Source organism: Bradyrhizobium sp. B039 (assembly GCF_038965675.1).
Classification (GTDB): domain Bacteria; phylum Pseudomonadota; class Alphaproteobacteria; order Rhizobiales; family Xanthobacteraceae; genus Bradyrhizobium; species Bradyrhizobium diazoefficiens.
The window spans coordinates 2,817,157-2,842,930 of the sequence record NZ_CP152416.1 but is presented as its reverse complement, the minus strand read 5'-3'; the positions used below and the strand labels follow the sequence as shown (position 1 = coordinate 2,842,930).

26 protein-coding genes are annotated in these 25,774 nt (G+C 65.4%); 11 read left to right on the top strand and 15 right to left on the bottom strand.

The window, feature by feature from the left end; all coding sequences use genetic code 11:
• The first annotated feature begins 43 nt into the window (after positions 1-43).
• Positions 44-1,462 (top strand): amidase family protein, encoded by a 1,419-nt coding sequence (locus AAFG50_RS13390; RefSeq protein ID WP_028172401.1) that lies wholly within the window; start codon positions 44-46, stop codon positions 1,460-1,462.
• A gap of 186 nt (positions 1,463-1,648) precedes the next feature.
• Here AAFG50_RS13390 and AAFG50_RS13385 read toward each other — a convergent pair whose 3' ends face one another.
• Both AAFG50_RS13385 and AAFG50_RS13380 read right to left on the bottom strand, forming a co-directional pair.
• Positions 1,649-2,755: an amino acid ABC transporter permease gene (locus AAFG50_RS13385; RefSeq protein WP_342714179.1), complete on the bottom strand. Its 1,107-nt coding sequence runs from the start codon at positions 2,753-2,755 to the stop codon at positions 1,649-1,651.
• 2 nt (positions 2,756-2,757) lie between these two features.
• Complete coding sequence (locus AAFG50_RS13380; RefSeq protein WP_028172402.1) at positions 2,758-3,945, bottom strand: ABC transporter permease subunit; 1,188 nt, start codon at positions 3,943-3,945, stop codon at positions 2,758-2,760.
• 87 nt (positions 3,946-4,032) lie between these two features.
• Between AAFG50_RS13380 and AAFG50_RS13375 the strand changes: the two genes are divergently transcribed.
• Genes AAFG50_RS13375 through AAFG50_RS13360 form a run of 4 tightly spaced genes read left to right on the top strand, consistent with a single transcriptional unit; the run spans position 4,033 to position 7,972 of the window.
• Positions 4,033-4,905, top strand: coding sequence for a MurR/RpiR family transcriptional regulator (locus tag AAFG50_RS13375; protein WP_028172403.1), 873 nt, complete (start codon positions 4,033-4,035; stop codon positions 4,903-4,905).
• 3 nt (positions 4,906-4,908) lie between these two features.
• Positions 4,909-6,258, top strand: coding sequence for an aspartate aminotransferase family protein (locus AAFG50_RS13370; protein ID WP_028172404.1), 1,350 nt, complete (start codon positions 4,909-4,911; stop codon positions 6,256-6,258).
• 12 nt (positions 6,259-6,270) lie between these two features.
• Positions 6,271-7,284: an amino acid ABC transporter substrate-binding protein gene (locus tag AAFG50_RS13365; protein WP_011085693.1), complete on the top strand. Its 1,014-nt coding sequence runs from the start codon at positions 6,271-6,273 to the stop codon at positions 7,282-7,284.
• Positions 7,285-7,333: 49 nt separating this feature from the next.
• Entirely contained in the window at positions 7,334-7,972 is a 639-nt protein-coding gene (locus tag AAFG50_RS13360; RefSeq protein WP_028172405.1) for an aspartate/glutamate racemase family protein, read from the top strand.
• Here the strand turns inward: AAFG50_RS13360 and AAFG50_RS13355 are convergent.
• Positions 7,969-8,616: a TetR/AcrR family transcriptional regulator gene (locus AAFG50_RS13355; protein WP_028172406.1), complete on the bottom strand. Its 648-nt coding sequence runs from the start codon at positions 8,614-8,616 to the stop codon at positions 7,969-7,971. The genes AAFG50_RS13360 and AAFG50_RS13355 overlap by 4 nt on opposite strands.
• 156 nt (positions 8,617-8,772) lie before the next feature.
• Here AAFG50_RS13355 and AAFG50_RS13350 point away from each other — a divergent pair, with 156 nt between their 5' ends.
• The 5 genes from AAFG50_RS13350 to AAFG50_RS13330 all read left to right on the top strand — a co-directional run bounded on the left by AAFG50_RS13350 (position 8,773) and on the right by AAFG50_RS13330 (position 13,540).
• Positions 8,773-8,982 (top strand): ferredoxin, encoded by a 210-nt coding sequence (locus tag AAFG50_RS13350; RefSeq protein WP_018648108.1) that lies wholly within the window; start codon positions 8,773-8,775, stop codon positions 8,980-8,982.
• A 64-nt stretch (positions 8,983-9,046) separates the two neighbouring features.
• On the top strand, positions 9,047-10,267 hold the full coding sequence (locus AAFG50_RS13345) for a cytochrome P450 (protein ID WP_028172407.1): 1,221 nt from the start codon (positions 9,047-9,049) through the stop codon (positions 10,265-10,267).
• A 33-nt stretch (positions 10,268-10,300) separates the two neighbouring features.
• The gene (locus AAFG50_RS13340; protein ID WP_011085688.1) at positions 10,301-11,623 is read left to right on the top strand and encodes an MFS transporter; all 1,323 of its coding nucleotides are present in this window, start codon (positions 10,301-10,303) and stop codon (positions 11,621-11,623) included.
• Between the two features lie 4 nt (positions 11,624-11,627).
• Positions 11,628-12,290, top strand: coding sequence for a sulfite oxidase-like oxidoreductase (locus tag AAFG50_RS13335; RefSeq protein WP_011085687.1), 663 nt, complete (start codon positions 11,628-11,630; stop codon positions 12,288-12,290).
• A 26-nt stretch (positions 12,291-12,316) separates the two neighbouring features.
• Positions 12,317-13,540, top strand: coding sequence for a bifunctional alpha/beta hydrolase/OsmC family protein (locus AAFG50_RS13330; protein ID WP_028172408.1), 1,224 nt, complete (start codon positions 12,317-12,319; stop codon positions 13,538-13,540).
• Positions 13,541-13,549: 9 nt separating this feature from the next.
• Here AAFG50_RS13330 and AAFG50_RS13325 read toward each other — a convergent pair whose 3' ends face one another.
• Positions 13,550-14,980, bottom strand: a complete 1,431-nt coding sequence (locus tag AAFG50_RS13325; protein WP_028172409.1) for a PLP-dependent aminotransferase family protein — start codon at positions 14,978-14,980, stop codon at positions 13,550-13,552.
• 101 nt (positions 14,981-15,081) lie between these two features.
• Between AAFG50_RS13325 and AAFG50_RS13320 the strand changes: the two genes are divergently transcribed.
• Entirely contained in the window at positions 15,082-15,996 is a 915-nt protein-coding gene (locus tag AAFG50_RS13320) for a DMT family transporter (RefSeq protein ID WP_028172410.1), read from the top strand.
• On the opposite strand, the gene AAFG50_RS13315 is transcribed toward AAFG50_RS13320, so the two are convergent.
• The 11 genes from AAFG50_RS13315 to AAFG50_RS13265 form a co-directional block, all read right to left on the bottom strand.
• Complete coding sequence (locus AAFG50_RS13315; RefSeq protein ID WP_028172411.1) at positions 15,975-17,030, bottom strand: YeeE/YedE family protein; 1,056 nt, start codon at positions 17,028-17,030, stop codon at positions 15,975-15,977. The two genes, AAFG50_RS13320 and AAFG50_RS13315, sit on opposite strands and share 22 nt — an antisense overlap.
• A gap of 2 nt (positions 17,031-17,032) precedes the next feature.
• Positions 17,033-18,037: a zinc-binding alcohol dehydrogenase family protein gene (locus tag AAFG50_RS13310; protein WP_028172412.1), complete on the bottom strand. Its 1,005-nt coding sequence runs from the start codon at positions 18,035-18,037 to the stop codon at positions 17,033-17,035.
• A gap of 51 nt (positions 18,038-18,088) precedes the next feature.
• Positions 18,089-19,420, bottom strand: coding sequence for a phenylacetate--CoA ligase PaaK (paaK, locus tag AAFG50_RS13305; protein ID WP_028172413.1), 1,332 nt, complete (start codon positions 19,418-19,420; stop codon positions 18,089-18,091).
• Positions 19,421-19,452: 32 nt separating this feature from the next.
• Positions 19,453-19,902, bottom strand: a complete 450-nt coding sequence (gene paaI / locus AAFG50_RS13300) for a hydroxyphenylacetyl-CoA thioesterase PaaI (protein ID WP_028172414.1) — start codon at positions 19,900-19,902, stop codon at positions 19,453-19,455.
• A gap of 101 nt (positions 19,903-20,003) precedes the next feature.
• Positions 20,004-21,086 (bottom strand): 1,2-phenylacetyl-CoA epoxidase subunit PaaE, encoded by a 1,083-nt coding sequence (gene paaE, locus AAFG50_RS13295; protein WP_028172415.1) that lies wholly within the window; start codon positions 21,084-21,086, stop codon positions 20,004-20,006.
• A 2-nt stretch (positions 21,087-21,088) separates the two neighbouring features.
• A complete protein-coding gene (gene paaD / locus AAFG50_RS13290; RefSeq protein ID WP_028172416.1) occupies positions 21,089-21,592 on the bottom strand; it encodes a 1,2-phenylacetyl-CoA epoxidase subunit PaaD in 504 nt (167 codons plus the stop codon).
• The gene (gene paaC / locus AAFG50_RS13285; protein WP_028172417.1) at positions 21,586-22,362 is read right to left on the bottom strand and encodes a 1,2-phenylacetyl-CoA epoxidase subunit PaaC; all 777 of its coding nucleotides are present in this window, start codon (positions 22,360-22,362) and stop codon (positions 21,586-21,588) included. The genes paaD and paaC overlap by 7 nt, the downstream gene beginning before the upstream one ends.
• Positions 22,362-22,649 (bottom strand): 1,2-phenylacetyl-CoA epoxidase subunit PaaB, encoded by a 288-nt coding sequence (gene paaB, locus AAFG50_RS13280; protein ID WP_014496929.1) that lies wholly within the window; start codon positions 22,647-22,649, stop codon positions 22,362-22,364. The genes paaC and paaB overlap by 1 nt, the downstream gene beginning before the upstream one ends.
• Positions 22,650-22,659: 10 nt before the next feature.
• Positions 22,660-23,652 (bottom strand): 1,2-phenylacetyl-CoA epoxidase subunit PaaA, encoded by a 993-nt coding sequence (paaA, locus tag AAFG50_RS13275; RefSeq protein WP_028172418.1) that lies wholly within the window; start codon positions 23,650-23,652, stop codon positions 22,660-22,662.
• A gap of 76 nt (positions 23,653-23,728) precedes the next feature.
• Positions 23,729-24,592, bottom strand: a complete 864-nt coding sequence (paaX, locus tag AAFG50_RS13270; protein WP_028172419.1) for a phenylacetic acid degradation operon negative regulatory protein PaaX — start codon at positions 24,590-24,592, stop codon at positions 23,729-23,731.
• Positions 24,593-24,820: 228 nt separating this feature from the next.
• On the bottom strand, positions 24,821-25,591 hold the full coding sequence (locus AAFG50_RS13265; protein ID WP_028172420.1) for an alpha/beta fold hydrolase: 771 nt from the start codon (positions 25,589-25,591) through the stop codon (positions 24,821-24,823).
• Positions 25,592-25,774 lie beyond the last annotated feature (183 nt).

Sequence of the window (25,774 nt, the reverse complement as noted above, 5' to 3'; positions counted from 1 at the left end):
TCGGGCGCCCCGGAATGACAATCAAGAGATAGGAGTAAAATAGTTGTCTCAAGACCTGATCCGCGAAACCGCCCGCACCGTCGTCGACAAGTTGCGTTCCGGCGACGTCTCGCCGCTCGAACTGCTGGATGCGCTGGAGAAGCGCGTCGCCGAGGTCGACGGCAAGGTCAACGCGCTGCCGACGCTGTGCTTCGACCGCGCGCGGGCCAATGCGAAGGCGCTGATGCAGAAGCCGGCCGGTGCGCGCGGGCTGCTCGCTGGCCTGCCGGTGCCGATCAAGGACCTGACCGACGTCGCCGGCGTGCTGAACACGCAGGGTTCGCCGATCTTCAAGGACAACATCCCCGCGAAGTCCGACCTCATGGTCGAGAACCTCGAAACCAACGGCGCAGTCGTCTACGCCAAGTCCAACACGCCGGAATTCGGCGCCGGCGCCAACACCTTCAACGAGGTGTTCGGCGCAACTCTCAATCCCTGGGATACGTCCAAGTCGGCAGCGGGCTCTTCAGGCGGCGCGGCGGTGGCGCTTGCGACCGGCATGGCCTGGCTCGCCCAGGGCTCCGACATGGGTGGCAGCCTGCGCAGCCCGGCGGCGTTCTGCGGCGTCGTCGGAATGCGGCCGAGCATCGGCCGCGTCGCCCATACCCCCAAATCGGCGATCGATCGCAATCTCGGCGTGGTGGGCCCGATGGCACGCAACGTCGAGGATCTCGCCCTGCTGCTGGATGCCATGAGCGGCGACTATGCGGACGATCCGCTGTCGCTACCTGCGCCTACGACGTCGTTCCTGTCGACGACACAGGCGGGCAAGAAGCCGAAGCGCATTGCCTATTCACCCGATCTCGGTATCACGCCCGTCGATCCTGAGGTGAAAGCCATCACACGCAAGGCCGCTGAACGCTTTGCCGAGGCCGGCGCCATCGTCGAGGAGGCCCATCCCGACTGGCGCGAGGCGCATGAATGCTTCCACGTGCTGCGCGCGTTCGATTTCGCCATCACCAAGGCCAATCTGCTGCGCACCAAGCGCGACCTGCTCAAGCCCGAGGTGATCTGGAACATCGAGGAAGGCCTCAAGCTCACCGTCGAGCAGCTCGCGCGCGCCGAGGCGCAACGCGTCGGCATGACTGCACGCGCGGTGGAGTTCTTCAAGACCTACGATCTCCTGCTGGTGCCGACGACGATCGTGCCGCCCTTTCCGATCGAAGACCGCTATGTCGCCGAATGCGCGGGCAAGAGGTTCGACAACTACGTCGAGTGGCTCGGCATCGTCTACGCCATCACGCTAGCGTGCTGCCCGTCGCTGTCGCTGCCCTGCGGCTTCACGGCGTCAGGCCTGCCGGTCGGCGTCCAGGTGGTGGGAGCCCCCCGCGCTGATGCACAAGTGCTCGCGGGAGCGAAGGTTCTGGAGGATATTCTGGGCCTGCGCGGCACGACGCCGATTGATCCGAAGGTGAAGAAGTAGCACGATCTACAACGCGTACTCGGTAGTTCCCCTCTCCCCTCGTGGGAGAGGGTGGCTCGCCGCAAAGCGGCGAGACGGGAGGGTATCTCTCCGCGAGCGACTCCCTCACCGTCCGAACTCGAGGATAGAACCCCTCATCCGGCGCTTCGCGCCACCTTCTCCCACAAGGGGAGAAGGAAGATCACCTCACCGTCCGCTTGCCGCCTCCAGGCCGCGGCTATAGCGCGACATCGCAAAGCAGAACACAAAATAGATCGCGGCGACGAAGATGTAGACTTCGACCGAGAACTGCTGCCAGGCCGGATCGATGATCGCCGTCTTGGCCGTCGTGAGCAGGTCGAAGATGCCGATGATGAGGACGAGGCTGGTGTCCTTGAAGAAGGCAATGAAGGTGTTGACCAGCGGCGGGATGACGTGGCGGATCGCCTGCGGCAGGACGATCAGCCGGTGCTTGCGCCAATAGGACAGCCCCAGCCCCTCGGCGGCCTCGTATTGTCCGCGCGGCACGGCCTGAAGGCCGCCGCGAATGACTTCGGCAAGGTAAGCGCCCGCAAACAGGATGATCGCGATCTGCGCACGCAGCAGCTTGTCGATGTTGAAGCCGCTGGGCATGAACAGCGGAAACATCACGCTCGCCATGAACAGCAGGCTGACCAACGGCACGCCGCGGATCAGCTCGACATAGAGCACGCTGAGCGAGCGGATCGCCGGCAGCTTTGAGCGCCGGCCGAGCGCGACGAGGATACCGAGCGGGAAGCCGAAGGCGAGACCGAAGGTCGCCAGGATCAGCGTCACCGGCAGTCCGCCCCAGCGGTCCTGCGACACGAAGGACAGGCCGAACACGCCTCCCCACATCAGCACGCTGATCAGCGCCAGCACACCGATCCAGAGATAGACCAGCTCGCGCCGCCAGAAAGCACGGCGGCTGGAGAGATAGAACAGCGCGATGAACAGCACCACCGACAGCGCCGGCCGCCATTGCTCGTCGAACGGATAGGTGCCGAACAGGATGAACCGATATTTCTCGGGGATGATCGCCCAGCAGGCGCCGAAGCCGCGGACGGCACGGCACGCGCTGGAATCGTTCGCGGGCGTCAGCCACACTGCATTCGCGATGCCCCACTGCACGAAGCTGAAGATGCCCTTGGCGAGGATCGCCAGCAGCACGACCGACAGAATGCCGTTGGGGATCGACGAGAACAAATTGGTGCGCAGCCAGCGCAGCACCGGATTTCCCATCTGCGGGCGGCGCGCGGCGCGCGGTGCATCCGGACTATCGGTGATCGCCGTCATGCTCAGCGCTCCACCAGCGCGATACGCGCGTTGTACCAGTTCATGAAGAAGCTGATGCCGAGGCTGATGGTCAAGAACACCGCCATGATCAGCGCGATCGCCTCGATCGCCTGCCCGGTCTGGTTCAGCGTGGTGTTGGCGACCGAGACCACGTCCTGGTAGCCGATCGCGACCGCGAGCGAGGAGTTCTTGGTCAGGTTGAGGTATTGGCTCGTCATCGGCGGCACGATGACGCGGAGCGCCTGCGGCAGGATGATCTGCCGCAGCATGAAGCTGCGGCGCAGGCCGAGCGCGTTGGCGGCATCCCACTGCCCGCGCGGCACCGACTGGATGCCGCTGCGCACGATCTCGGCGATGAAGGCCGAGGTGTAGGTGACGAGCGCGATCAGGAGCGCAAAATATTCCGGCGCCAGCGTCAACCCGCCGACGAAGTTGAAGCCGCGCAGCTCGGGCCATTCGATCGCCCAGGGCACACCTAGCAGCACCGACACTGCCGCCGGCAGCATGACGATCAGGCCGAGCGCAAACGGCCATGCCGACCGCGGCTTGCCGTCCCGCATCTGCTGCGCGATCTGCCATCGTCTGAAAACATAGAACACGGCACAGCCCAGCGCGGCGGTGCCGAGCACCCAGAGTTGCGGCGCCCCGATCGGGATCGCCGGCAGGATCAGGCCGCGATTGGAGAGGAACACTCCCTCGAGCGGCCGGAACGCCGCGCGCGCGGCCGGCAGCCCCTGCATCAGCACGTACCAGAACAGGAGCTGAAGCAGCAGCGGGATGTCGCGGAGCGTCTCGACATAGACGGCGGCGAGCCGCGACAGCAGCCAGTTGGCCGACAGCCGCGAGATCCCGATCAGCGTGCCCAGGATGGTCGCAAGCACGATGCCGATCACCGCAACGCGCAGAGTGTTGGCGATCCCGACGACGAAGGCCCAGAGGTAGGTGTCGCGCGGACTATAGGCGAGCAGGCTGTCGGCGATCGGCATGCCCGCTTCGCGGCCGAGAAAGGCAAAGCCCGTGGTGATCCGGCGAGCGGAGAGATTGGTGACGGTGTTGGACCAGAGGAAGGCGATCACCCCGACCGCGATCCCGACCACCAGGACCTGCCAGAACAGGCCTTTCAGCTCCCGTTGTCCGAAGGCGCCGAACAAGCGGCGGCGCGGCGGCGGTCTCGGACCATCTGATGTCACAGCGCAAAAATCCTTCTCAAAAGCAACGATTTCCGGCGGCGCACGTCAACTGTTGCACCAAAAGCCAATTCATGCAACAAATGTTTCATGGCCGAGCCCGCGAAATCCTCGCCGTTGAGCGAACTGCGCATTGCATTGCCATCGCTCCCGATGCGCTTGCAGGAGGTCGGACGCTTCGTCGCCGCCAATGATTACGACGCCACCACCCGCTCGATGCGCGATCTCGCGGCCGTTGCCGGCGCCGATCCCGCCGCGTTCACGCGGCTTGCAAAAGCCATCGGCTATTCCGGCTGGGACGCGTTGCGCGCGGCGCTGACCGAGGCGCGGCGGCCGTCGCAGACCTCGCCCTTCTCCGGCCGCGCCAAGAGCCGGCACCATGGTCCGCACGCCGACGTCGCGCTCGTTACCGGCAAGCTCGAGGCCGAGGCCGCCGGCCTTCCGCGCATTCCGGCGCAGCCGATTGCAGAGGCGGCCCGCGCGCTGCACGACACCAGGCGAATCTGGATCGCGGGCTATCGCAGCTGCCGCAGCGTCGCGGAACTCTTGAACTACGAGCTGCGGCTGTTCCGCCCCGAACAGGTGCAACTCGTCGGCGCGTCCGGTCCTGACGATCTCGATCTCGGCGCCTTCCGCCCCGGCGAGGCCGTCATCGTCATCGGCTTCCTGCCCTACACGCACGCAAGCGTCCGGGTCGCGCAGGCCGCCTATCGTGCCGGCGCGACGCTGATTGCGATCGCCGATAGCGTATCAGCACCGATGGCCGAGGGCGCCGACCATGTGCTGCTGTTCGAGGCAGCCTCTTCCCCGGGCTTTTTCCCAAGCCTCACCGGCGCGATCGCGATTGCACAGTCGCTTGCCGCGGTGACGTTCTCGCTCGGCGGCATCGCCGCGAAGAAGCGTCTGGAGAATACCGAGGCGCGGCTTGCCGCAGCTACCACCTACGTCTCGGAGAAAGGTTGATCCATGAGCACTCGCACCAGCCGCGTGCTGCACCGCTCGCTACGCGAAACGCCGCCCAAGGCGATCGGCGGCGAAGGCGTCTATCTCTTCGCCGAGGACGGACGGCGCGTCATCGACGCCTCCGGCGGCGCCGCGGTCTCCTGTCTCGGCCACCAGCATCCGCGTGTGATCGCGGCGATGGCGAAGCAGGCGTCGACGCTCGCCTATGCGCACACCGCCTTCTTTTCGTCCGAGCCGGCAGAAGCACTGGCGGAGACGCTGGTCGGGCACGAGCCCGGCGGTCTCGCCTACGCCTATTTCGTCAGCGGCGGATCGGAGGCGATCGAGGCCAGCATCAAGCTCGCGCGGCAATATTTCATCGAGCGCGGCGAGCCGCAGCGACAGCATTTCATCGCGCGGCGGCAGAGCTATCACGGCAATACGCTCGGCGCGCTCGCCGCCGGCGGCAATGCCTGGCGCCGGGCGCCCTATGCGCCGCTGCTGTCAGCCGCCTTCAGCCATGTGACTCCCGCCTTTGCTTATCATGAGAAGCACGACGGCGAGTCGGATGCGCAGTTCGTAGCGCGGCTCGCAGCCGAGCTCGAAGCTGAATTTCAACGGCTCGGTCCCAACACCGTTGCGGCGTTCCTCGCCGAACCCGTCGTCGGCGCCACCGCCGGCGCGGTGACGGCGCCGGACGGTTACTTCAGGGCCGTGCGCGAAATCTGCGACCGGCACGGTGCGCTGCTCATCCTGGATGAAGTCATGTGTGGCATGGGCCGCACCGGCACCACGCACGCCTGGGAGCAGGAAGGTGTCGCGCCCGATATCCAGGCCATCGCGAAAGGACTCGGCGGCGGTTACCAGCCGATCGGCGCGATGCTCGCGAGCGGCAGGATCATCGACACCATCCGGTCAGGCTCGGGCGCCTTCCAGCATGGCCATACCTATCTGGCGCACCCCCTCGCCTGCGCGGCCGCGCTCGCGGTGCAGGATGTGATCCGCGAGGACGGCCTACTCGATCGCGTCAAGGAGCGTGGCAAGCAGCTCGAGCAGCGACTGACCGAGCGCTTCGGCAATCACCGCCATGTCGGCGATATCAGGGGGCGCGGCCTATTCTGGGCGATCGAGCTCGTCGCCGATCGCGCCAGCCGCACCTCGTTCGATCCGGCGCTCAAGCTCAACCAGAAGATCAAGGCGGAGGCCTTCGCCAACGGCCTCGGCTGCTATCCCGGCGGCGGCACCGTGGACGGCGTCCGCGGCGACCACGTGCTGCTGGCACCGCCCTATATCGCATCAGTCGCCGAGATCGACCTGATCGTCGACAAGCTCGGCACCGCCGTCGACAACGTGTTGCGTAGTGTCAATCATTGAGGGGAGAGTAGCATGATGAGGAAAGTAGTTATCGCAGCCGGCGTGCTCGCAGCATCGGCGGTGGCCGCGCAGGCGGCGACGCTCGACACGGTAAAGAGCCGCGGCACGCTGGTGTGCGGCGTCAGCGCAGGTTTTGCCGGCTTCTCGGCGCCGGACTCGCAAGGCAATTACAAGGGCCTCGACGTCGACTATTGCCGCGCGCTTGCGGCCGGCGTGCTGGGCGATGCCAGCAAGGTGCGTTACGTCTCCCTGACAGCGCAGAATCGCTTCACCGCGCTGCAATCGGGCGAGATCGACGTGCTCTACCGCAACTCGACGCAGACCTATTTGCGCGGCGTGACACTGGGCCTGCGCCAGGGCCCGATCAACTTCTACGACGGCCAGGGCTTTGTCGTGAAGAAGGACCTTGGCGTAAAGGACATCAAGGACCTCAAGGGCGCCACGGTCTGCGTCGCGCAGGGTACCACGCACGAGGTTACGCTCGGCGATTACGGCCGCGCCAACGGCATCGACTGGAAGCCGCTGGTGTTCGACCGCGTCGACACCATGTACCAGACCTTCTTCGGCGGCCGCTGCGATGCCATGACCCAGGATGCGTCCGCGCTTGCCGGCGCGGTGACGACCGCAGCGCCCAACCCGGCCGACTACGTCGTGCTGCCGCAGACCATCAGCAAGGAGCCGCTCGGGCCCTTCACCCGCAACGGTGACGAGGTCTGGAGCGACATCATCACCTGGCTGCATTACGGGCTGATCGAGGCCGAAGAGCTCGGCGTCACCCAGGCCAATGTCGATGAGATGGCGAAATCGCAGACGCCGGCGATCCAGCGGCTGCTGGGGGCCTCCGGCGATCTCGGCTCGCGGCTCGGGCTCGACAACAAATGGCTGGTCACGGCGATCAAGGCCACCGGCAATTACGGCGAGATCTATGAGCGCAATGTCGGCAAGGCGAGCCCGCTCAAGCTCGATCGCGGCCTCAACGGCCTCTGGAGCAAGGGCGGCCTGATGTACGCCGTGCCGTTCAAGTAAGGAATTCTCTCTCTCCCCCGTTTAGGGGGAGAGGGAGAAGAGAAATCCCATGCGCATCGCCCTGATCCACGCCCTGAAGCATTCCATTGCCCCGATCGAGGCGGCATTCGCGACAGCGTGGCCCGAGGCGCGACTGATGAACCTGCTCGACGACAGCCTGTCTGCGGATCTCGCGCGCGACGGCCAGCTCACCGACGCCATGACCGAGCGTTTCCTCGCGCTCGGCGACTACGCGGGGGCAACGGGGGCAAACGCGATCCTCTTCACCTGTTCGGCCTTCGGCCCCTGTATCGAGGCGGTGGCGCGCGCCCATGCGCCGATGCCAGTGCTGAAGCCGAACGAAGCGATGATCGAGCGCGCGGTGACGATGGGCAAGCGGATCGGCCTGCTCTCGACCTTCCCGCCGACGCTGGTCTCGATGCCGCCGGAATTCCCCGCTTCGGTCCAGATCGTGCCGAAACTCGCCGAGGGCGCACTGGCGGCGCTCGATCGGGGCGACCGCACCACGCACGATCGGCTGATCGTGGAAGCTTCGCGCGACTTACGCGATTGCGACGTCATTGCGCTCGCGCAGTTCAGCATCGCGGCGACGGCGCCTCTGGTGGCGGAGGCCACCGGCCGCCCGGTCGTGACGACACCGGACAGCGCGATCGAGAAGCTGATGAGGCTGCTGAAAGCCAGCGCTTAGGCGCCCGCCTTCGTCCGGCGCCGTGCATTCTTGATTGCCAGTGCGAGCGCGGCCTTGGTTTCGCTCACAAAATCCTCGACCAACTCCTCGCGCGTCGCATGCGCGGGTTCGCCGGTGAACAGGCCCTGCTCGGCCAGCATCACCACGCCATGCACCGCCGCCCAGATCTTCAGCGCTTGCCGTTCGCGCAAATAACCGACCGCCGGCGATTCCAGGGCTTCGATCACGAGCCCAAGCGTCTCGCGCGTCGCCTCGTGCAGCTCGCTGCCCTTGGCCGCGCATGAGACGGTGCGCGAAGCGAACATCAGGCGGTAGATGCCGTTGCGGCGCAGGCCGAAATCGAGCGTCGCCTGCGCCAGCCTCGACAATTTCGATTGCCTGGACGGCTTTGCCATCGCCTCGCGCAGGATCGCGCTGAGCTGCCGGAACGCCTCCGCCGTCACTGCCGCCAGCAGCGCCTCGCGGTCGGCGAAGTGCCGATAGGGCGCCGGCTGCGAGACGCCGAGTTGCTTTGCCAGCGCCTTGATGCTGATCGCCTCGGCGCCGCCCTGCTCTGCCTCGCGCAACGCGGCCTTGATCAGGGCGTCACGGAGATCGCCATGGTGGTAGGTATTCTCGGGCTTGCGAGCGAGTTGTGAACGCATGTTACGGCAAAGCCTATAAGTTTGCGCTTGACAGGGGAAGCTCGCCGCGAATGTAATAGCATATAACTTAGACCGAGCGGCAAATGCCGCCGATAAAATTGACATGAGGAACGCGGGCCGCCTTTCGCGCGCACGCAAGCGACCAGGGAAGCCGCAATGGCAGAGCGACTGAAGGTTCACGTCGATCCCGACAAATGCCAGGGCCACGCGCGCTGCAAGGCGCTGGCGCCGGAGCTGTTCGAGCTCGACGAATACGGCAACGCGCATGAAGCCGGCGATGGAACTGTCCCGCCGGGACTCGAAGACAAGGCGTGGCTTGCCAAATCCAACTGCCCGGAAATCGCAATCGATGTGATCGAGGAGTAGCGCGGGCGTCCTGTGCGCCCGCGCGCGCGATTCCAGCGACCACCAGCCCGAGGATTCCCCCGACATGTCCGACGTCAGCGAGCCCGTCGCCCATCCGCCTGTCACCGACTGGGTCAACGATTTCGACCACACCGATCCGCAATGGACGGACGATCCGTTTCCGATCTGGGATGAGCTGCGCGCCGCAAGCCCGGTCGTGCACACCGAGCGATTCCTCGGCTGCTACATGCCGACGACCTACGAGGCGGTGCGCGAGATCGCCAACGACACCGAGCATTTCTCCTCGCGCCGCATCATCGTCCGCGACGTGCGGCCGGAGATTGCCAGGAACGCGGCCCCGCCGATCACCTCCGATCCTCCCGTGCACAAGCCGGCCAAGCAGTTGCTGCTGCCGCCCTTCACCCCGGACGCGATGAAGAAGCTCGAGCCGCGGGTCCGTGCCATCTGCAACGAGCTGATCGACGGCTTCATCTCCGACGGCAAGGTCGATGCCGCAGCGCACTACAGCAAATACATCCCGGTTCGGGCCATCGCCCATATGCTCGGCATTCCCGAGAGCGACAGCGACCTCTTCGTGAACTGGATCCACATGATCCTGGAGCTCGGCATCAAGGACGAGACCATGCTGCTCCAGGCCGTGCAGGAGATGAGCGCCTATTTCAGGACGCATATCGAGGAGCGCAGATCGAGGCCGACCGACGATCTCATCTCCTATCTGATGAACGCCAAGGACAAGGAAGGTCAGCCGCTGGAAGAGTCCCACGTGCTGGGCTCACTCCGCCTGCTCCTGATCGCCGGCATCGACACCACCTGGAGCGCGATCGGCTCCTCGCTCTGGCATCTCGCCAGAACGCCGGCCGACCGCGAGCGGCTGATCGCCGAGCCTGGTCTGATCCCGATCGCCGTGGAGGAGCTGCTGCGGGCCTATTCGCCGGTGACCATGGCGCGCGAGGTGGTCAAGGAGACCACGATCTCGGGCTGCCCGGTCAAGGCGGGCAACATGGTGCTGCTGTCCTTCCCGGCCGCCAATCGCGATCCAAAAATGTTTCCGGACGCTGACAAAGTCGTGATCGATCGTCGGGAGAACCGCCACGCCGCGTTCGGTCTCGGTATCCATCGCTGCGTCGGTTCCAACCTTGCGCGGATGGAGATGCAGGTTGCGCTGGAGGAATGGCTGAAGCGGATCCCGGATTTTCGCCTCGATCCGGCAGGCACCGTGACCTGGTCGCAGGGCACGGTGAGAGGCCCCCGGCAGTTGCCATTTCTGCTCGGAAAGGCGATGTAGGCCTCTCCAAACAGGGATAGAGAGAGGCCGGACGTGACAGACCAAGTAATCAAACCGGCCTCCGAGCATTTTGACGTCGCCGACGCCGAGCGGCGGATCAAGGCGATCTTCATCGGCTCGATCGGCAATCTCGTCGAATGGTACGATTTCTACGCCTATACGGCGTTCGCGCTCTATTTCGCCCCGGCCTTCTTCCCCGGCAACGACCCGGTCGTGCAGCAATTGAACGTCGCCGTCGTATTCGCGGCGACCTTCCTGATGCGTCCCCTCGGCGGCTGGTTCTTCGGCTACCTTGCCGACCATTTCGGCCGCCGTATCTCGCTGACGCTGTCCGTCGTCTTCATGTGCTTCGGCTCGCTGATCATCGCGGTGACGCCGACCTATGCCACGATCGGGTTCGCCGCGCCGGCGATCCTGGCGCTCGCCCGCGTGATCGAGGGCCTCAGCCTCGGCGGCGAATATGGCGCCAGCGCCACCTATCTCAGCGAGGTCGCCGATCCCAAGCACCGCGGCTTCTATTCCAGCTTCCAATACGTCACCCTGATCGGCGGTCAGCTCACCGCAATCATCGTGCTGCTGCTCCTGCAAAAGGTCTTCCTGACGCCCGACGAGCTGAAGGCCTGGGGCTGGCGCATCCCGTTTGCGATCGGCGCGGCGCTCGCGATTTTTGCCGCGGTGATGCGGCGCAATCTGCACGAGACTGAGGCCTTCGAGGAAGCCAAAAAGGTGGTGAAGCCGACCGGTTCGATCACCAATTTACTGCGCTACCCACGCGAGCTGCTCCTGGTGGTGGGTCTCACCGCCGGCGGTACCGCCGCGTTCTACACCTTCACCACCTACATGCAGACCTTCGTCAAGCTCTCGGTCGGGCTCACCGAAGACCAGACCACCTTCGTGATCTTCGGCACGCTGATCTTCGCGACCATCCTGCAGCCGATCTACGGTGCGATCTCCGACAAGATCGGCCGCAAGCCGCTGCTGATCTTCTTCGGTGTCGCCGGTACGCTGGCGACCGTGCCGCTGCTGATGACACTGAAGGAGACGAAGTCGCCCTTCATGGCCTTCATCCTGATCTGCTGTGCCTGGCTGTTCGTCGCCGGCTACACCTCGATCAACGCCGTGGTGAAGGCCGAGCTGTTCCCGACCAATGTCCGCGCGCTCGGCGTCGGCCTGCCCTATGCGATCACGGTCTCGATTTTCGGCGGCACGGCACCCGCGATCGCGCTCTACTTCAAGAGCATCGGGCACGAGGAATGGTTCTACTTCTACCTCAGCGGCGTCATCTGCCTGTCGCTGATCATCTATTCCACCATGCGCGACACCAAGCACGCCTCCGCAATGCATCGCCACGAGTAAGCTGATGGCCGACGACAACGAGCCGCCCGACAGCAAGCTGACGCGCACCAAGGAGAAATGGGCGCGCGAGGGCCGCTTCCTCACGGGCAAGATCACGCGTCCGGAAGATCAAAGGCTACCGCCGGGCCAGCACCTCACGAAAGACTGGCCGGTGCTCGACCTCGGAGTCGTGCCACCGGTCTCACGTGATCGCTGGCGGCTCGACGTCTACGGCGCGATCGAACATCCCGTGTTCTGGACCTTCGCCGAGTTCACTGCGCAGAAGCAGGTCCAGTTCACCTCCGACATCCACTGCGTGACGACCTGGTCGCGCTACGACAACCTTTGGGAAGGCCTCGCCACGCACGAGCTGCTCGCGGCCTGCCAGCCGCGCGAGGATGCACGCTTCGTCGTCCTGCATTCCTATGACGGCTACACCACCAACCTCGCGCTGGAAGACTTCGCCGCCGAGGACGCCCTGCTCGCCCATAGCTGGTCCGGCCAGCCGCTGACGGAGGAGCACGGCGGCCCGGTGCGGCTGGTCGTGCCGCATCTCTATTTCTGGAAGAGCGCCAAATGGCTCCAGGCGATCGAATTCCAGACCGAGGACGCACCGGGTTTCTGGGAAGTCCGCGGCTATCATAACCGCGGCGATCCCTGGGCCGAGCAGCGCTATTCAGGCGATTAAGTCCAACCAAGAGACGGGGGAAGGCCATGCCGACGGAACGCTTTCAATTCACCGGCGAAGGCGGCCATCAGCTCGCGGCCGCGCTGGAGCTGCCGGACGGCGAGCCCGCGGCTTTCGCGTTGTTCGCACACTGCTTCACCTGCGGCAAGGACACGCTGGCGGCCAAGCGCATCTCGGTCGCGCTCGCCGCCAAGGGCATCGCGGTGCTGCGTTTCGACTTCACCGGGCTCGGCTCCAGCGAGGGTGATTTCGCCAATTCGACGTTCTCCTCGAACGTCGCCGACCTCGTGCGCGCGGCCGATCATCTGCGTTCGACGCGCAAGGCACCCTCGATCCTGATCGGCCATAGCCTCGGCGGCGCTGCGATTCTGGCCGCGGCCAGCAAAGTTCCCGAGGCGAAAGCGGTGGTGACCATTGCAGCGCCATCTGACCCCACCCACGTCACCGGCCTGTTCAGGGAACATGTTGACGCGATCCGCGCACAGGGCGAGGTCGAAGTGTCGCTTGCCGGGCGTCCATTCCGTATCAAGCGCGAATTCCTCGAAGACATCGCCGAGCATGAGCTGATGAAGGACGTCACCGGCCTGCACAAGGCGCTGCTGGTGATGCACTCGCCGCTCGACGATACCGTGGGCATCGACAATGCGACCAAGCTCTTCGTCGCGGCCAAGCATCCCAAGAGCTTCGTCTCGCTCGACCACGCCGACCATCTCCTCACCAGGCCGGCCGACGCGCTCTATGCGGCCGACGTGATCGCGGCTTGGGCAAGCCGGTATATCGACGCCGCAAAGCCTGCCAAAGCGATGGATCTCACGGAGGCGCCGCGCAAGGTCGTGGTTCAGGAGACCCGCAAGAGCAAGTTCAACCAGATCATTTCCATCGGCCCGCATCGCCTCGTGGCGGACGAGCCGGTCGCCGCCGGCGGCGAGGATGCCGGACCTGGACCTTACGATTTCCTGCTCGCAGGCTTAGGTGCCTGCACCTCCATGACCATGCGCCTGTATGCCGACCGTAAATCGCTGCCCCTCGACCGCGTCACGGTCACGCTGAAACATTCCAAGATCTACGCCAGGGATTGTGCGGAATGCGAGACGCGCGAGGGCATGCTCGACCAGATCGAGCGCGACATCGCGATGGACGGTGCGCTCGACGCCGAGCAGCGCAAGAAGCTGATGGAGATCGCCGACAAGTGCCCGGTGCACCGCACTCTGACCTCCGAGATCCGCATCGTGACCAAGGCCATGGACTAACGCGGCGCGCTAGAAGCACGATGCCATCGTCCGCACGGCGGCGCTGATCTCGTTCTCGCGCCATGCTGCAAAGCCGAGCAGCAGGCCGTGATCGCGCGGCCGGCCGAGCGCAAGGCTGGACAAGGCGCGCGTTTCAACCCCCGCTGCGACCAGCCGCTTGACCGCGGCCTGATCAGCGCGACCGCGCTTGAGGCGCGCGACCAGCTGGATGCCGCCCGAGGGCACCTCGGCCGTAAGCACCTCGCCAAGATGGCGCTCCAGTCCCTCGACGAGATGATCGCGGCGCGCGTGATAGAGCCGGCGCATCCGGCGCAGATGCGCGAGAAAATGCCCGTCGGCAATGAACTCGGCCAGCGCTTCCTGGACATGGCTGGCGGCGATCAGCCCGATATGCCGCTGCGCGATCTCCAGGGCGCTGACCAGCGCCGGCGGCACCACGAGATAGCCGAGCCGGATATCCGACGTCATCGCCTTCGAGAACGTGCCGACATAGAACACGCGGCCATGGGTATCGAGCCCCTGCAAGGCCGGCACCGGCCGGCTGTCATAGTGGAATTCGCCGTCGTAATCGTCCTCCACGATCCAGGTCTTGCCGGGCCTGCTCAAGCCAAGAAACTCAGTGCGGCGGGCCAGCGACATCAGCCGCCCGGTCGGATGCTGGTGCGATGGCGTCATGAAGATCAGCGTTGGAGCCGCGACACCAGGCATCCGCTGCATGCCCTGCTCGTCCAGCCTGATGCCGGTCACGCGCGCGCCGGAGGCACGAAAGGCAGCCGCGGCGCCGGGATAGCCGGGATCCTCGACCCAGACCTCGTCACCTTGCGTGATGACGACAGCCGCGATCAAAGTGAGCGCGGCCTGTGCGCTCGGCAGGATCATGATCTGGTCCGCGGTGGCGCGAACGCCTCTGCTGGTCGCCAGATAATGCGCCAGCGCCTCGCGCAAGCGCGGCCGGTTGACGGGGCCGAGATCGCGCCTGGCCGCACGCACGGCGCTGCGGCGCAGACAGCGAGCCCAGACCTCGTTCGGAAACTCCCTGAAATCACCTTGCCCAGGGCGCAACGGTTTTAGCTGCGCCAGATAGGACATCGGCCAGTCCGCCTGCTTGAGCTTCGAGGCCCAGGGAGAGAGGCGCGGCGTGCCCGAGCGGACACCTGATGTCGCGGCGCCAGCTGCTTCGATACGCTCACCGCCGTCGACCGTCACGACCGGGCGCCGCCCGTGCGACGCAGCCAAATACCCTTCGGCGGCAAGCTGCTCGAACGCATAGGTCACGGTGTTGCGCGAGACCCCGAGATCGCTCGCAAGCTGTCGGCTCGACGGCAGCCCGCGGCCCTTGCCGATGCGGCCGCTTCCGATCAGCTCCCTGAGCTGGCTCGTCAGTTGAGCCATCAGCCCTTCCTCACCGGTCCGCTTCAACTCGATCAAGCCGGCGATCATCTCTTCTGAAACTGGCACCTTATTCCTTCTCGATCTGGCACTTTTCCAGGTGCCAGCCCGGATGCTATCCGCGAGGCCAGACTGCTTCAAGGACCTCCGAGATGAACTCCCTGTCACCCCGCGCGGCCGTCGGCCTGTTCCTGATCGTCCTGCTGGCCTGGGGTGTGAACTGGTCGGTGACGAAGCAGCTCGTCCAGTTCCTTTCGCCTCTGTGGACTTCGGCGATCCGCAGCTGGATCGCCCTGGCTGCCTTGTTCGTGATCCTTGGACTGAGCAACAATCTCGTGATCCCGGAGCGGCGCGACATTCCGGTGGTTCTCAGCGTGGCACTTCTGCACATGACGGTGTTCTCGGTCCTGGTTGCGGCCGGTGTGCGCTTTCTGCCCGCGGGCAAGGCCGTCGCGCTCGGCTACACCACGCCGCTCTGGGTCGCGATCGCCGCGCCCCTGATCGGGAAGGACACGCTGACCGCGCCAAAGGTCGCCGGCGCCCTGCTCGGACTGATTGGCCTTGCCGTGATCCTGAACCCGACGTCGATCGACTGGACCAATGGCAACGTCATGCTCGGCGCCGGCATGGTCATCCTGGCCGCGATCTGCTGGGCCGCGAACATCATCTATATTCGCGCGCATCGCTGGCTCGCCTCCCCGCTTCAGCTCCTGATCTGGCAGGTGTTGGTGGCAACGGTGGTGCTGTCGATCACCGCGGCAATCGTGGATGGCATACCGCACGTAAATTGGTCGTGGAGGCTCGTGCTGCTGTTCCTCTATTCCGGCCTGATCGGGACGGCGCTTGCCTATTGGGCGATGTCGATGGTCAACAAGAGCATCTCGGCGCTGACGACGTCGCTCGGCACCACGGCGACGCCACTCGTCGGCATCGCCAGTGCGGCGGTCCTGCTGGGCGAGCCGATCGACTTGAGCCTTGCTGTCGCGGCCGGACTGATCGTCGCCGGCATCGGCCTGGCAACGCTCGGGGATCGCCTGCTGCGCAGTCAGGCCATCGCGAAAGGTTGAACGCGAAGCGCGCCGCGCAGGCCCGCTGTCGTGCCGAGCAGGATGCCGGCGAGCGCAACGAACGAGCCCAGCGCCAGCGTCGACACGCCGGTAAGCCCCTGTCCGATCGAGCAGCCGAACGCCATCACACCGCCGATCCCCATCAGCGCGGCGCCGCCCGCCGAGCGCAGCATATGGCGCGGCGATGAATAGCCTTCGAGCTTGAAGCGGCCAGTAGCGAGTGCCGTCACCAGACTGCCGGCGAAGACGCCGGCAACCGTCGCGACGCCGAAATTGAGCGTCAGGCCGGTCGATAGCATGGCATATTGCAGGGCATCTGCGATCGGCGCGACGAAGGTGAGCGAGGTCACCGGGACGGGATTGAAGTCGTCGGCGCCAAGATAGCCGGTGACGAACCAGCCGCCGGCGACGAGGACGCCGACGATGATTCCTGCCGCGATCTGGCCGGGCGAACGGCGGAATGTCGGTTGGGCGAACGCAAACAGGGTCAACGCGACGACGATCACGGCAGCGGCAATCGCGCGCGAGAGAGCCTCAGAGGGACCGAACGCCGCCAGCAGCGACGGCAGCGAATTCGTGTTGACCGTGGCTTGCGAGGCCTGGACCAGCGCAATGCGCGCCGGTGCAACCAGGCCCTTGAGCGTCATCTGCGCGGCGATGGCGAGCACGATCACCACCACGAAGGAACGGAGATTGCCGCGGCCGAGCAGCACCAGAGCGCGCGAGCCGCAGCCGTTCGACAGCACCATGCCGTAGCCGAACAGCAGGCCACCGAGGAACAGCACCGGCGCCGAGAAGGATTGTTGCAGGTAGATCGACTTGCCGAGATCGACGGCGCCGCTGCCGGCCAGGAGCTGGCTTGCGGCGATCGCGACAGCGATCGCCAGCGCATAGGACCGCACCAGCCGGCCGTCTCCTTCCGCCAGAAGGCCGCGCATGCTGCTCATCAGGCAGAAGCCGCTCAGCAGACCCACGGCGCCGTAGATCAGGCCGATGACGAGGCCGGCGAGGATGACGAGTTGCGTGGATTCCATCGTCACGGCTTCAGGATCACGCGGTCACGCGAGGAGCCAGCGACCGCGACATAGGCTTCCTTGGCGCGCTCCAGCGGATAGACGGCGTTCGCCTTGATCGGAAACGGTTTGAGGTGCCCGCCCGCAAAGCCGGGGCCGAGGTCACGCAGCACCGCACCAGTCGCCGTCGAGGACAAGCCGAGCGTGTCGATTCCGACGTAAGTGTGCTGGCCTCTGTAGAATTCGAGAATGTTGAACTGCACGATGCGGTCGATCGCGGCGATCAGGATCTGGCGGCCGCGCAAGGCGAGCGACTTGTGCGCGGCCTGGAAATAGGGATCGCCGACCGTGTTGAAGACGATGTCGGCGCCCTTCCCGGCGGTCACGTCGCGCACCCGCGTGGCGACATCGGTCGCGGAGGCATCGATCACCTCGATGGACGCGTTGCTATGGCCTTCATAGGTCTCGGCCTTGCGCACCACGCCGATGACGCGCGCGCCCTGCCAGGTCGCGATCTGCACCGCGGCCTGGCCGACCTTGCCATTGACGCCCAACACCAGAACGGTCTCGCCGGCCTTCGGCACGCCGGCGCGGCGAAAGCCCTCCATCGCGGTGACAAAGGGAACGCCGATGCCGGCAGCCTCCTCCCAGGACACCGTCCTGGGTTTCTCCACGACAGCATCGGCCTCGACGACGAGATGGGTTGCGTGGGTGCCGTCGCGGCGGATACCGAGATCGCCGGAGGAACCGAACACCTCGCGGCCGACCGTGCCGGCCGGTCCATCGATCACCACGCCGGCGTAGTCGCGGCCCGGCGTGCGCGGAAACACGGCATAGGGCATCAGCCCGGTCGCGGCCTTGACGTCGGACGGATTGACGGCAGCCGCCTTCACCTCGATCAGGAGATCGTTTGGCCCCCGCGTGATCGTCTGACGCTCGACAACCGGCGCAAGCGCGGCCGCGTTCTCGGCCTTGGCATTGAGGCGCACACAGCGCGCTTGGACGGCTTTGGGATCGGCTGGCGACATGGAAAGACCCGCGATTTCTCGCGGGCCTTGTCGCCCTTACGGGTGGTCAAGTCAATCCTTCGGGCGCTTGTCGTAGAGCCGCCTGGCCTTGCCGAGCGAGCGCTCGAGCGTGGCGGGCGCAACCACCCGCACGTTGGAGCTGATGCCGATCGTGTTCTTGATGTGGGTCGAGATCCGGTCGGCATGGTCGACGAGGCCGCGGCCGTCCCAGCTCTCGGGCCGCGCCTCGGCAATGATGGTCAGTTCGTCCATGCGGCCTTCGCGGGTCAATTCGAGGATGAAGTGGCCGCCGCACCAGTCGGTGGCCAGCAGCACCTCCTCGATCTGGGTCGGGAACAGATTGACGCCGCGCAGGATGATCATGTCGTCCGAGCGGCCCGTTACCTTCTCCATCCGCCGCATGCCCGGCCGCGCCGTGCCCGGCAACAGCCGCGTCAGGTCGCGGGTGCGATAGCGGATCACCGGAAAACCTTCCTTGGTGAGCGAGGTGAACACCAGCTCGCCCTTCTCGCCATCTGGCAGCACCGCGCCCGTCTCGGGGTCGATCACTTCGGGATAGAAATGGTCCTCCCAGATGTGCAGGCCGTCCTTGGTCTCGATGCATTCCTGCGCGACGCCGGGACCGATCACCTCGGAGAGGCCATAGATGTCGGTCGCATCCATGTCGAAGGCGTCCTCGATCTCGCCGCGCATCGCATTGGTCCAGGGCTCGGCGCCGAAGATGCCGACCTTGAGCGAACACTGGCGTGGATCCAGCTTCTGGCGCTTGAACTCGTCGAAAATCGCCAGCATGTAGCTCGGCGTCACCGTGATGATGTCGGGGCGGAAATCGTTGATGAGCTGCACCTGCCGCTCGGTCATGCCGCCGGAGATCGGCACTACCGTGCAGCCGAGCTTTTCGGCACCGTAGTGCACGCCAAGCCCGCCGGTGAAGAGGCCGTATCCGTAGGCGTTGTGGATGATCATGCCGGTGCGGCCGCCGGCAGCGCGGATCGAACGCGCCATGACTTCCGACCAAGTGTCGATATCGCGCTGGGTGTAGCCCACGACGATCGGCTTACCTGTCGTGCCGGAGGAGGCATGCACGCGCACCAGCTTTTCGCGCGGCACAGCGAACATGTTGAAAGGATAATTGTCGCGCAAATCCGTTTTCACCGTGAACGGAAACTTCGCGAGATCGGAGAGCTCGCGAAAGTCGGACGGATGCACGCCGGCCTTGTCGAAGGCCTTGCGATAATGCGCGACGTTGTCGTAGGCGTGCTTCAGCGACCAGCCCAGCCGCTGCTTCTGCAGCGCCATGATCTCGTCACGTGAGGCGCGCTCATACGCATCCATTTCGGCGCGATAGGTGGTGCCACCTTCCTTGAGCCTGGTCAGAGCCATCCTCGTTTCCCCACATTGGTCTGTTCTTTTCTTTATTGGTCGTGTGCCGGCAGCCACGTGCCGGGAATGACGCGCGAATGCCCGCGGAATTCTGCAATAACGGTGTCGCCGGCGGTGACGCGCACATCGTAGATGCCGGAGCGGCCGCTGCGGGTGACCTCTCTTGCCTTCGCGACGAGACGATCGCCGAGCCTGCCGGGCGTGATGAAGGTGATCTGGCCCTGTGCCGCGACCACGCGCTCATTGTGCGAGTTGCATGCAAACGCAAAGGCGGAATCTGCGAGCGTGAAGATGAAGCCGCCATGGGCGATGCGCTGGCCATTGACCATGTCCGGCCGCACCGCCATGGCCAGCGTCGCGAAGCCCGGGCCGATTTCGACGATCTCCATGCCGAGACCTTTGGAGGCATCGTCCTCCGCCCACATCGCATCGGCGCAGGCGCGGGCAATATCCTCAGGCGACAGGGCGGCTTTGACGTTCACGCGCTTCTCCCGGTCAATTTCCTGCACATGATGTTCTGCTGGTTGGTTCGAGCTGTCAAATAATGCGACGCATTTGCATCGTGGGGCACTGATACGGCCGATCAGACATGGTCATAGTCGACCACGACCCGCTCCGACGACGGCTTCGCCTGGCAGGTCAGGACGAAGCCGGCCTTCAGCTCCCACGGCTCCAGCGAATAGTTGATGTCCATCGGCGCCTCGCCCTCGACCAGCTTGGCGCGGCAAGTGGAGCACATGCCGCCCTTGCAGGCGAAGGGCAGATCGACGCCGGCGCGCAGCGCGGCATCGAGGATCGCTTCGTCCTCGGCGACCGGCACGTCGCGGCGCTTGCCGTCGATGATCAGCGACGCGATCGCCTTCGGTGGCGCGTCGGGTGCAACAGCCTTCTTCGGCCGCGGCTTGCCGCCGAATTCCGAGACGAAGCGCTCGACGTGGATGCGCTCCTCGGCGATACCGAGATCGCGGCAGGTCGCCTCGATGTCCTCGCTCATGCCAGACGGACCGCAGATGAAGACGTGATCGACGCTTCCCGCCGGCACCAGCGAGCGCAGCAGCACCCTCACCTTGTCGCCGTCGAGCCGGCCATGCAGGATCGGGATGTCCTGCTCCTCGCCGGAGATGACGTGGAAGATCGAGAGGCGGTCGATGAAGCGATCCTTGAGCTCCTCGAGCGCCTCGAGGAACATGATGTTGTCGGTCGAGCGATTGCCGTAGAACAAGAAGAAGCGGCTATCCGGTTCGCGGGCGAGCACGCCCTTCACGATCGACAGGATCGGCGTGATGCCGGAGCCGGCGGCAAAGCCGACATGGATCCGCCCCGTATCGGCCGGCGCGACAGCGCCGAAGCGGCCCGTCGGCGTCATCACGTCGAGTTCGTCGCCGCATTTGAGTTCATCGGCGGCCCAGCTCGAAAACGCACCACCATCGACCTTCTTCACCGCGATGCGGATCTCGCCGTCGTCGGGGCCGGAGCAGATGGAGTAGGAGCGGCGCACCTCTTCACCGTCCAGCATCGTGCGGAGCGTCAGGTACTGCCCGGGCGTGAAAGCGTAATCGCTGGCGAGTTCGCTGGGGATGGCGAAGGTCACCGAAATGGCGTCCGAGGCCTCGCGGCGGAGATCGTTGACGGCCAGGCGATGGAAGCGCGGTGCGGCTGCTGACATGATCAATGACACTTGAAGTAATCGAAGGGTTCGCGGCAGGCCTTGCAGCGCCAGAGCGCCTTGCAGGAGGTCGAGCCGAATTCGGACAACAGCTCGGTCTTGTCAGAACCGCATTGCGGACACGCGACAGACTGCTCGCCGAACAGCGCGCGGCGCGAGTTCGAAGCCTGTGGCGGCGCGATGCCGTAGGCGCGCAGCTTCCGCCGCCCCTCCTCGCTCATCCAGTCGGTGGTCCAGGCCGGCGACAACACCGTGCGGACCTTCGGACGATGGAAGCCGGCGCGCTCCAGCGCGACCTCGATTTCGAGCGCGATCATGTTCATGGCCGGGCAGCCCGAATAGGTCGGGGTGATCGCGACCTCGACATGGTCGCCGTCGAGAACGACGTCGCGCAGTACGCCGAGATCGGCGATCGTCAGCACCGGGATTTCCGGGTCGACCACGCTCGCCGCAGCATCCCAGGCGCGCTGACGTAGATCGGCACCGCTCTCTAGCACCGTCACCATGTCTGCCCCGGGAAGGTACGCTGCATCGATTGCAGCTCCGACAGGAGATGGCCGAGGTGCTCGCTGTGCCGGCCCGCGCGGCCGCCCTGCTGCATCCAGTCGTTCTGCGGCAGCTCGAGCGTAGCCTCGCTGACGACATCGGAAAGCATCTTCAGCCAACGACCGCGCAAGATACCGGGATCGATGGCGACACCCGCATGGATCAGGGCGCGCTCGCCGTCGTCGACGGCAAACATCTCACCGGTGAAGGCCCAGAGATGATCAATCGCGGCTTGCGCTCGTCGATGGCTCTCGTCCGTGCCGTCGCCGAGCCGGATGATCCATTCCGAGGCGTGACGTAAATGGTAGGCGCTCTCCTTCTCGGACTTGGCGGCAATGGCGGCGAGCGTCGTGTCGCGCGAGGTCATCATCGCGCGCCAGTAGAGGTCGGCGAAGGCGGAATAGAAGAACTGCCGCACCAGTGTCTGGGCAAAGTCGCCGTTGGGCTGCTCGACCAGCAGCAGGTTGCGGTACTGCCTGACGTCACGCAGGTATGCGAGCTTGTCCTCGTCATTGTCCTTGCCTTCGACCTTGGCGGCATAGGTGTAGAGCTCGCGCGCCTGGCCGATGAGGTCGAGCGCGATGTTGGAGAGCGCCATGTCCTCTTCCAGCATCGGCGCATGCCCGCACCATTCCGACAGCCGGTGACCGAGGATCAGCGCATCGTCGGCGCGGCGCAGGGCGTAGAGCACCAGCGGTGTTTCGGAGACCTGGGTGTTGGCGACGGACATTACATGTGCCCCACTTCTTCGGGGACCTCATAGAACGTCGGGTGCCGGTAGATCTTTGACTCCGCCGGCTCGAACATCATGCCCTTCTCGGCCGGATCGCTCGCGGTGATCGCGGTGGACGGCACGACCCAGATCGACAGGCCCTCGCCGCGGCGGGTGTAGATGTCGCGGGCGGCCTGGAGGGCCATGGTGGCATCGTTGGCATGCAGCGATCCCACATGCTTGTGCGCGAGCCCGTTGCGGCTGCGGATGAAGACTTCCCACAGCGGCGTGTTCGGCGTGGCCATCGTGATCTCCTTACTCGGCTGCTTGCGCGGTCTGGCGACGCGCGCGCTTCGCGGCATAGGCGGCGGCGGCTTCGCGCACCCAGGCCCCCTCCTCGTGCGCCTTGCGGCGCGCCGCCATGCGATCCCGATTGCAGGGGCCGTTGCCGGCAAGAACCTGCTTGAATTCGGTCCAGTCGATCTCGCTGTAGCGCCAGTGCCCCTCGGCATCCTGCGTCATGCCGGGATCGGGAATGGTGAGGCCGAGATATTGCGCCTGCGGCACGGTGGCATCGACGAATTTCTGGCGCAGCTCGTCATTGGAGAAGCGCTTGATCTTCCACTTCGTCGAGGTGTCGCTGTGCTGGCTCGTGGCATCGGGCGGACCGAACATCATCAGCACCGGCCACCACCAACGGTTCAGCGCATCCTGCGCCATCGCCTTCTGCTCGTCCGAGCCGCGGCACAGCGTCAGCATGATCTCGTAGCCCTGGCGCTGGTGGAACGATTCCTCCTTGCAGACGCGGATCATCGCGCGCGCATAGGGACCGTAGGAGCAGCGGCACAGCGGGATCTGGTTCATGATCGCGGCGCCGTCCACCAACCAGCCGATGGTGCCGATGTCGGCCCAGGTCAGCGTCGGATAGTTGAAGATGGACGAGTACTTGGCCTTGCCGGCGAGCATGGCATCGACCAGCTCCTCGCGCGAGGCGCCAAGCGTTTCTGCGGCGGCATAGAGATAGAGCCCGTGGCCACACTCGTCCTGCACCTTGGCGAGCAGCGCGGCCTTGCGGCGCAAGGTCGGCGCACGCGTGATCCAGTTGCCTTCGGGCAGCATGCCGACGATTTCGGAATGGGCGTGCTGGGAGATCTGGCGGGTGAGCGTCTTGCGATAGGCCGCCGGCATCCAGTCGTTCGGCTCGATGCGTTCCTCCGCATCGATGCGGGCCTGGAACTGCGCAGCCCTGCCTGCGTCCTCAAGACCGCGATCGTCGGTCTCGGCCGTGTTCAGCGCCTGGGTGTACATGCGCATCCTCCCGTTTTATTGGGAGATAATATATAACAGAAATTACGTCATGCAAGATATTTCTGTAACATAAAGATCAGGCGCCGAACCTTCGTTCCAGGAGTTTTCGCGCCGCCGGCAATGGCCCTTTTTCATTGGTTCCATGGCCATCAAGCCATTGTTCGGACGGAGCAAGCAGCGCGCGATAGATCTCGCCGCAGAGTTCGCGGGCGGCCCTGCCCGGCCAATCCGCAGGCAGCAGGCTCTCGGGCAGCAGCGGATCGCGCAGCACGACGCGGCGATAGTGGTGGATCAGCAGGATCCGCGCGGTGAAGGCGTCGGCGTCGGAGAGAGTCGTTCCGCGGCCGATCGCGGCGCGCAGCGGCTCGAACGTCTTCATGAATTTCAGATAGGCATCCGCGGTGCGATCGAGCGGCCAGCTCGCGCTGAGCAGCCGGCGCCCGCTGTCGTCCTCCGCGGAGACCTCGAGACGGATAGCGCCCGCAGCCTCGTCCGGCACCGGCACGCCCGACGGCGCAACCCACACGCCGGGCAGCGGACTGCCGAAGCCGGCATTGCGCAGCGCCTCGCGCGAGGCGTCGCGGTCCTCGCCATTGATCAGCAGCAGCTCGAAACACCCGGTCCAGTCCGACGGCGGCGGATCGTAGATGTGGCGCGTCGCGGCCTCGAAGGTCTGGTGACCCTTGTCGGCGAGACGATAGAAACTGTTGCGGCCGACCTTTTCACGCGTCAGCCAGCCGTCAGCCGCCAGGCGCGACATCGCGGTGCGCACCACACCGCTGTCGATGTCCAGGCGTTCGAAGAACTCCAGCAGCGTGCCGAGCCACACCGAGCCCCCGCGCGGCACGATGGCGTCGCCGAACACGGTGATGACGATGGAGCCGGTGCGCGACGGTTCGCGCTTGAGCTGATCGATGATGCGGGAGAGCGGATGCGCCATGTGCGAGGCATAGCGCGTTTGGTGCAGGCGCGACAATGGACGGGAGCGACGCTGTTACTCTCCCTCTCCCCGTTCTTACGGGGCCGCGACGACCTTCGTTCGCGCTGAGAGGGTTGGGGTGAGGGGCTGCCTCAGCAATAAAGGTAACAGACGGACTCGCGGATAGCCCCCTCACCCGCCACGCTTCGCGTGTCGGCCTCTCCCCGCACGCGGGGAGAGGCAAAGAAGCTACCTATGCGGATCGGGATACGCCAGGCTGCGCCAGCCGCTGCGGTCGAAGGGCTTCCACTGGCCTTCCTTCTGCGCAAGCCGGTCGGCGACAGCGTAAACCGCAGCCGGGTGATGCCCCATGCCGCAATGGCTGCTCTCGATCTCGATGCTCTCGGTCTGCGCGCCGGACTTCTCCATGCAGCCCTGCCAGGCGCAGACGCCGTCGGTGCGGCTGAAGATGGCGGTGGTCGGCACCGGCGGCGGAACGGCGAGTTCGCCGCCGAAGCGCGGATCGACCTGATCGGCCTTCTGCCCGCTCGCCCATTCATAGACACGCCAGGCATTGGTGGAATGCGGATCGCCGGCAAAGGGGCTGCCGAGGGTGATCACCTGACGCACGCGCTCGGGCATCATCTTGGCGAGCTGGCGCGCATAGAGGCCGCCGAGGCTCCAGCCGACTAGGCTGATCTTGCGGCCATGCGTGTCGCTGAGCTCCTGGACCAGGTCGACCATCGCATGCTGCACGCCCGGACGCAGGCCATAGTTGCGGCCCTGGCGCCAGCCACTCACCGCGTAGCCCTTGCCTGACAGAAAGGTGCGTAGCGCGCGCGTGGACGCGTCGGAGGCCACAAGGCCCGGCAGCACCAGCACCGGATGCCCATCGCCGCGCGGCGCGAGGCTCAGCAGTGGCAGCGCGCCGAGGAATGCGCCGAACTCGTGGATCGCGCGCCCTTCCAGAAACATCAGGGTACGGGACGGCGGACGCAGCGTCTGGGCAGTAGCGGTCATCAATGTTTCCCTTGGGACGGCGCCGGCCGCGATGCCGGCAAATGGGCATGAATTCCAATACGCCGGCTTCTTGAACGTTCCGCAGCGCAACATGAATCAGCTAGGCGGCCGGTGCCCGACATTCAAGCGGGAGAGACGCGGGGCCACAATAGGCCCGCGCGTTAATGCTAACGTCAGTGACGC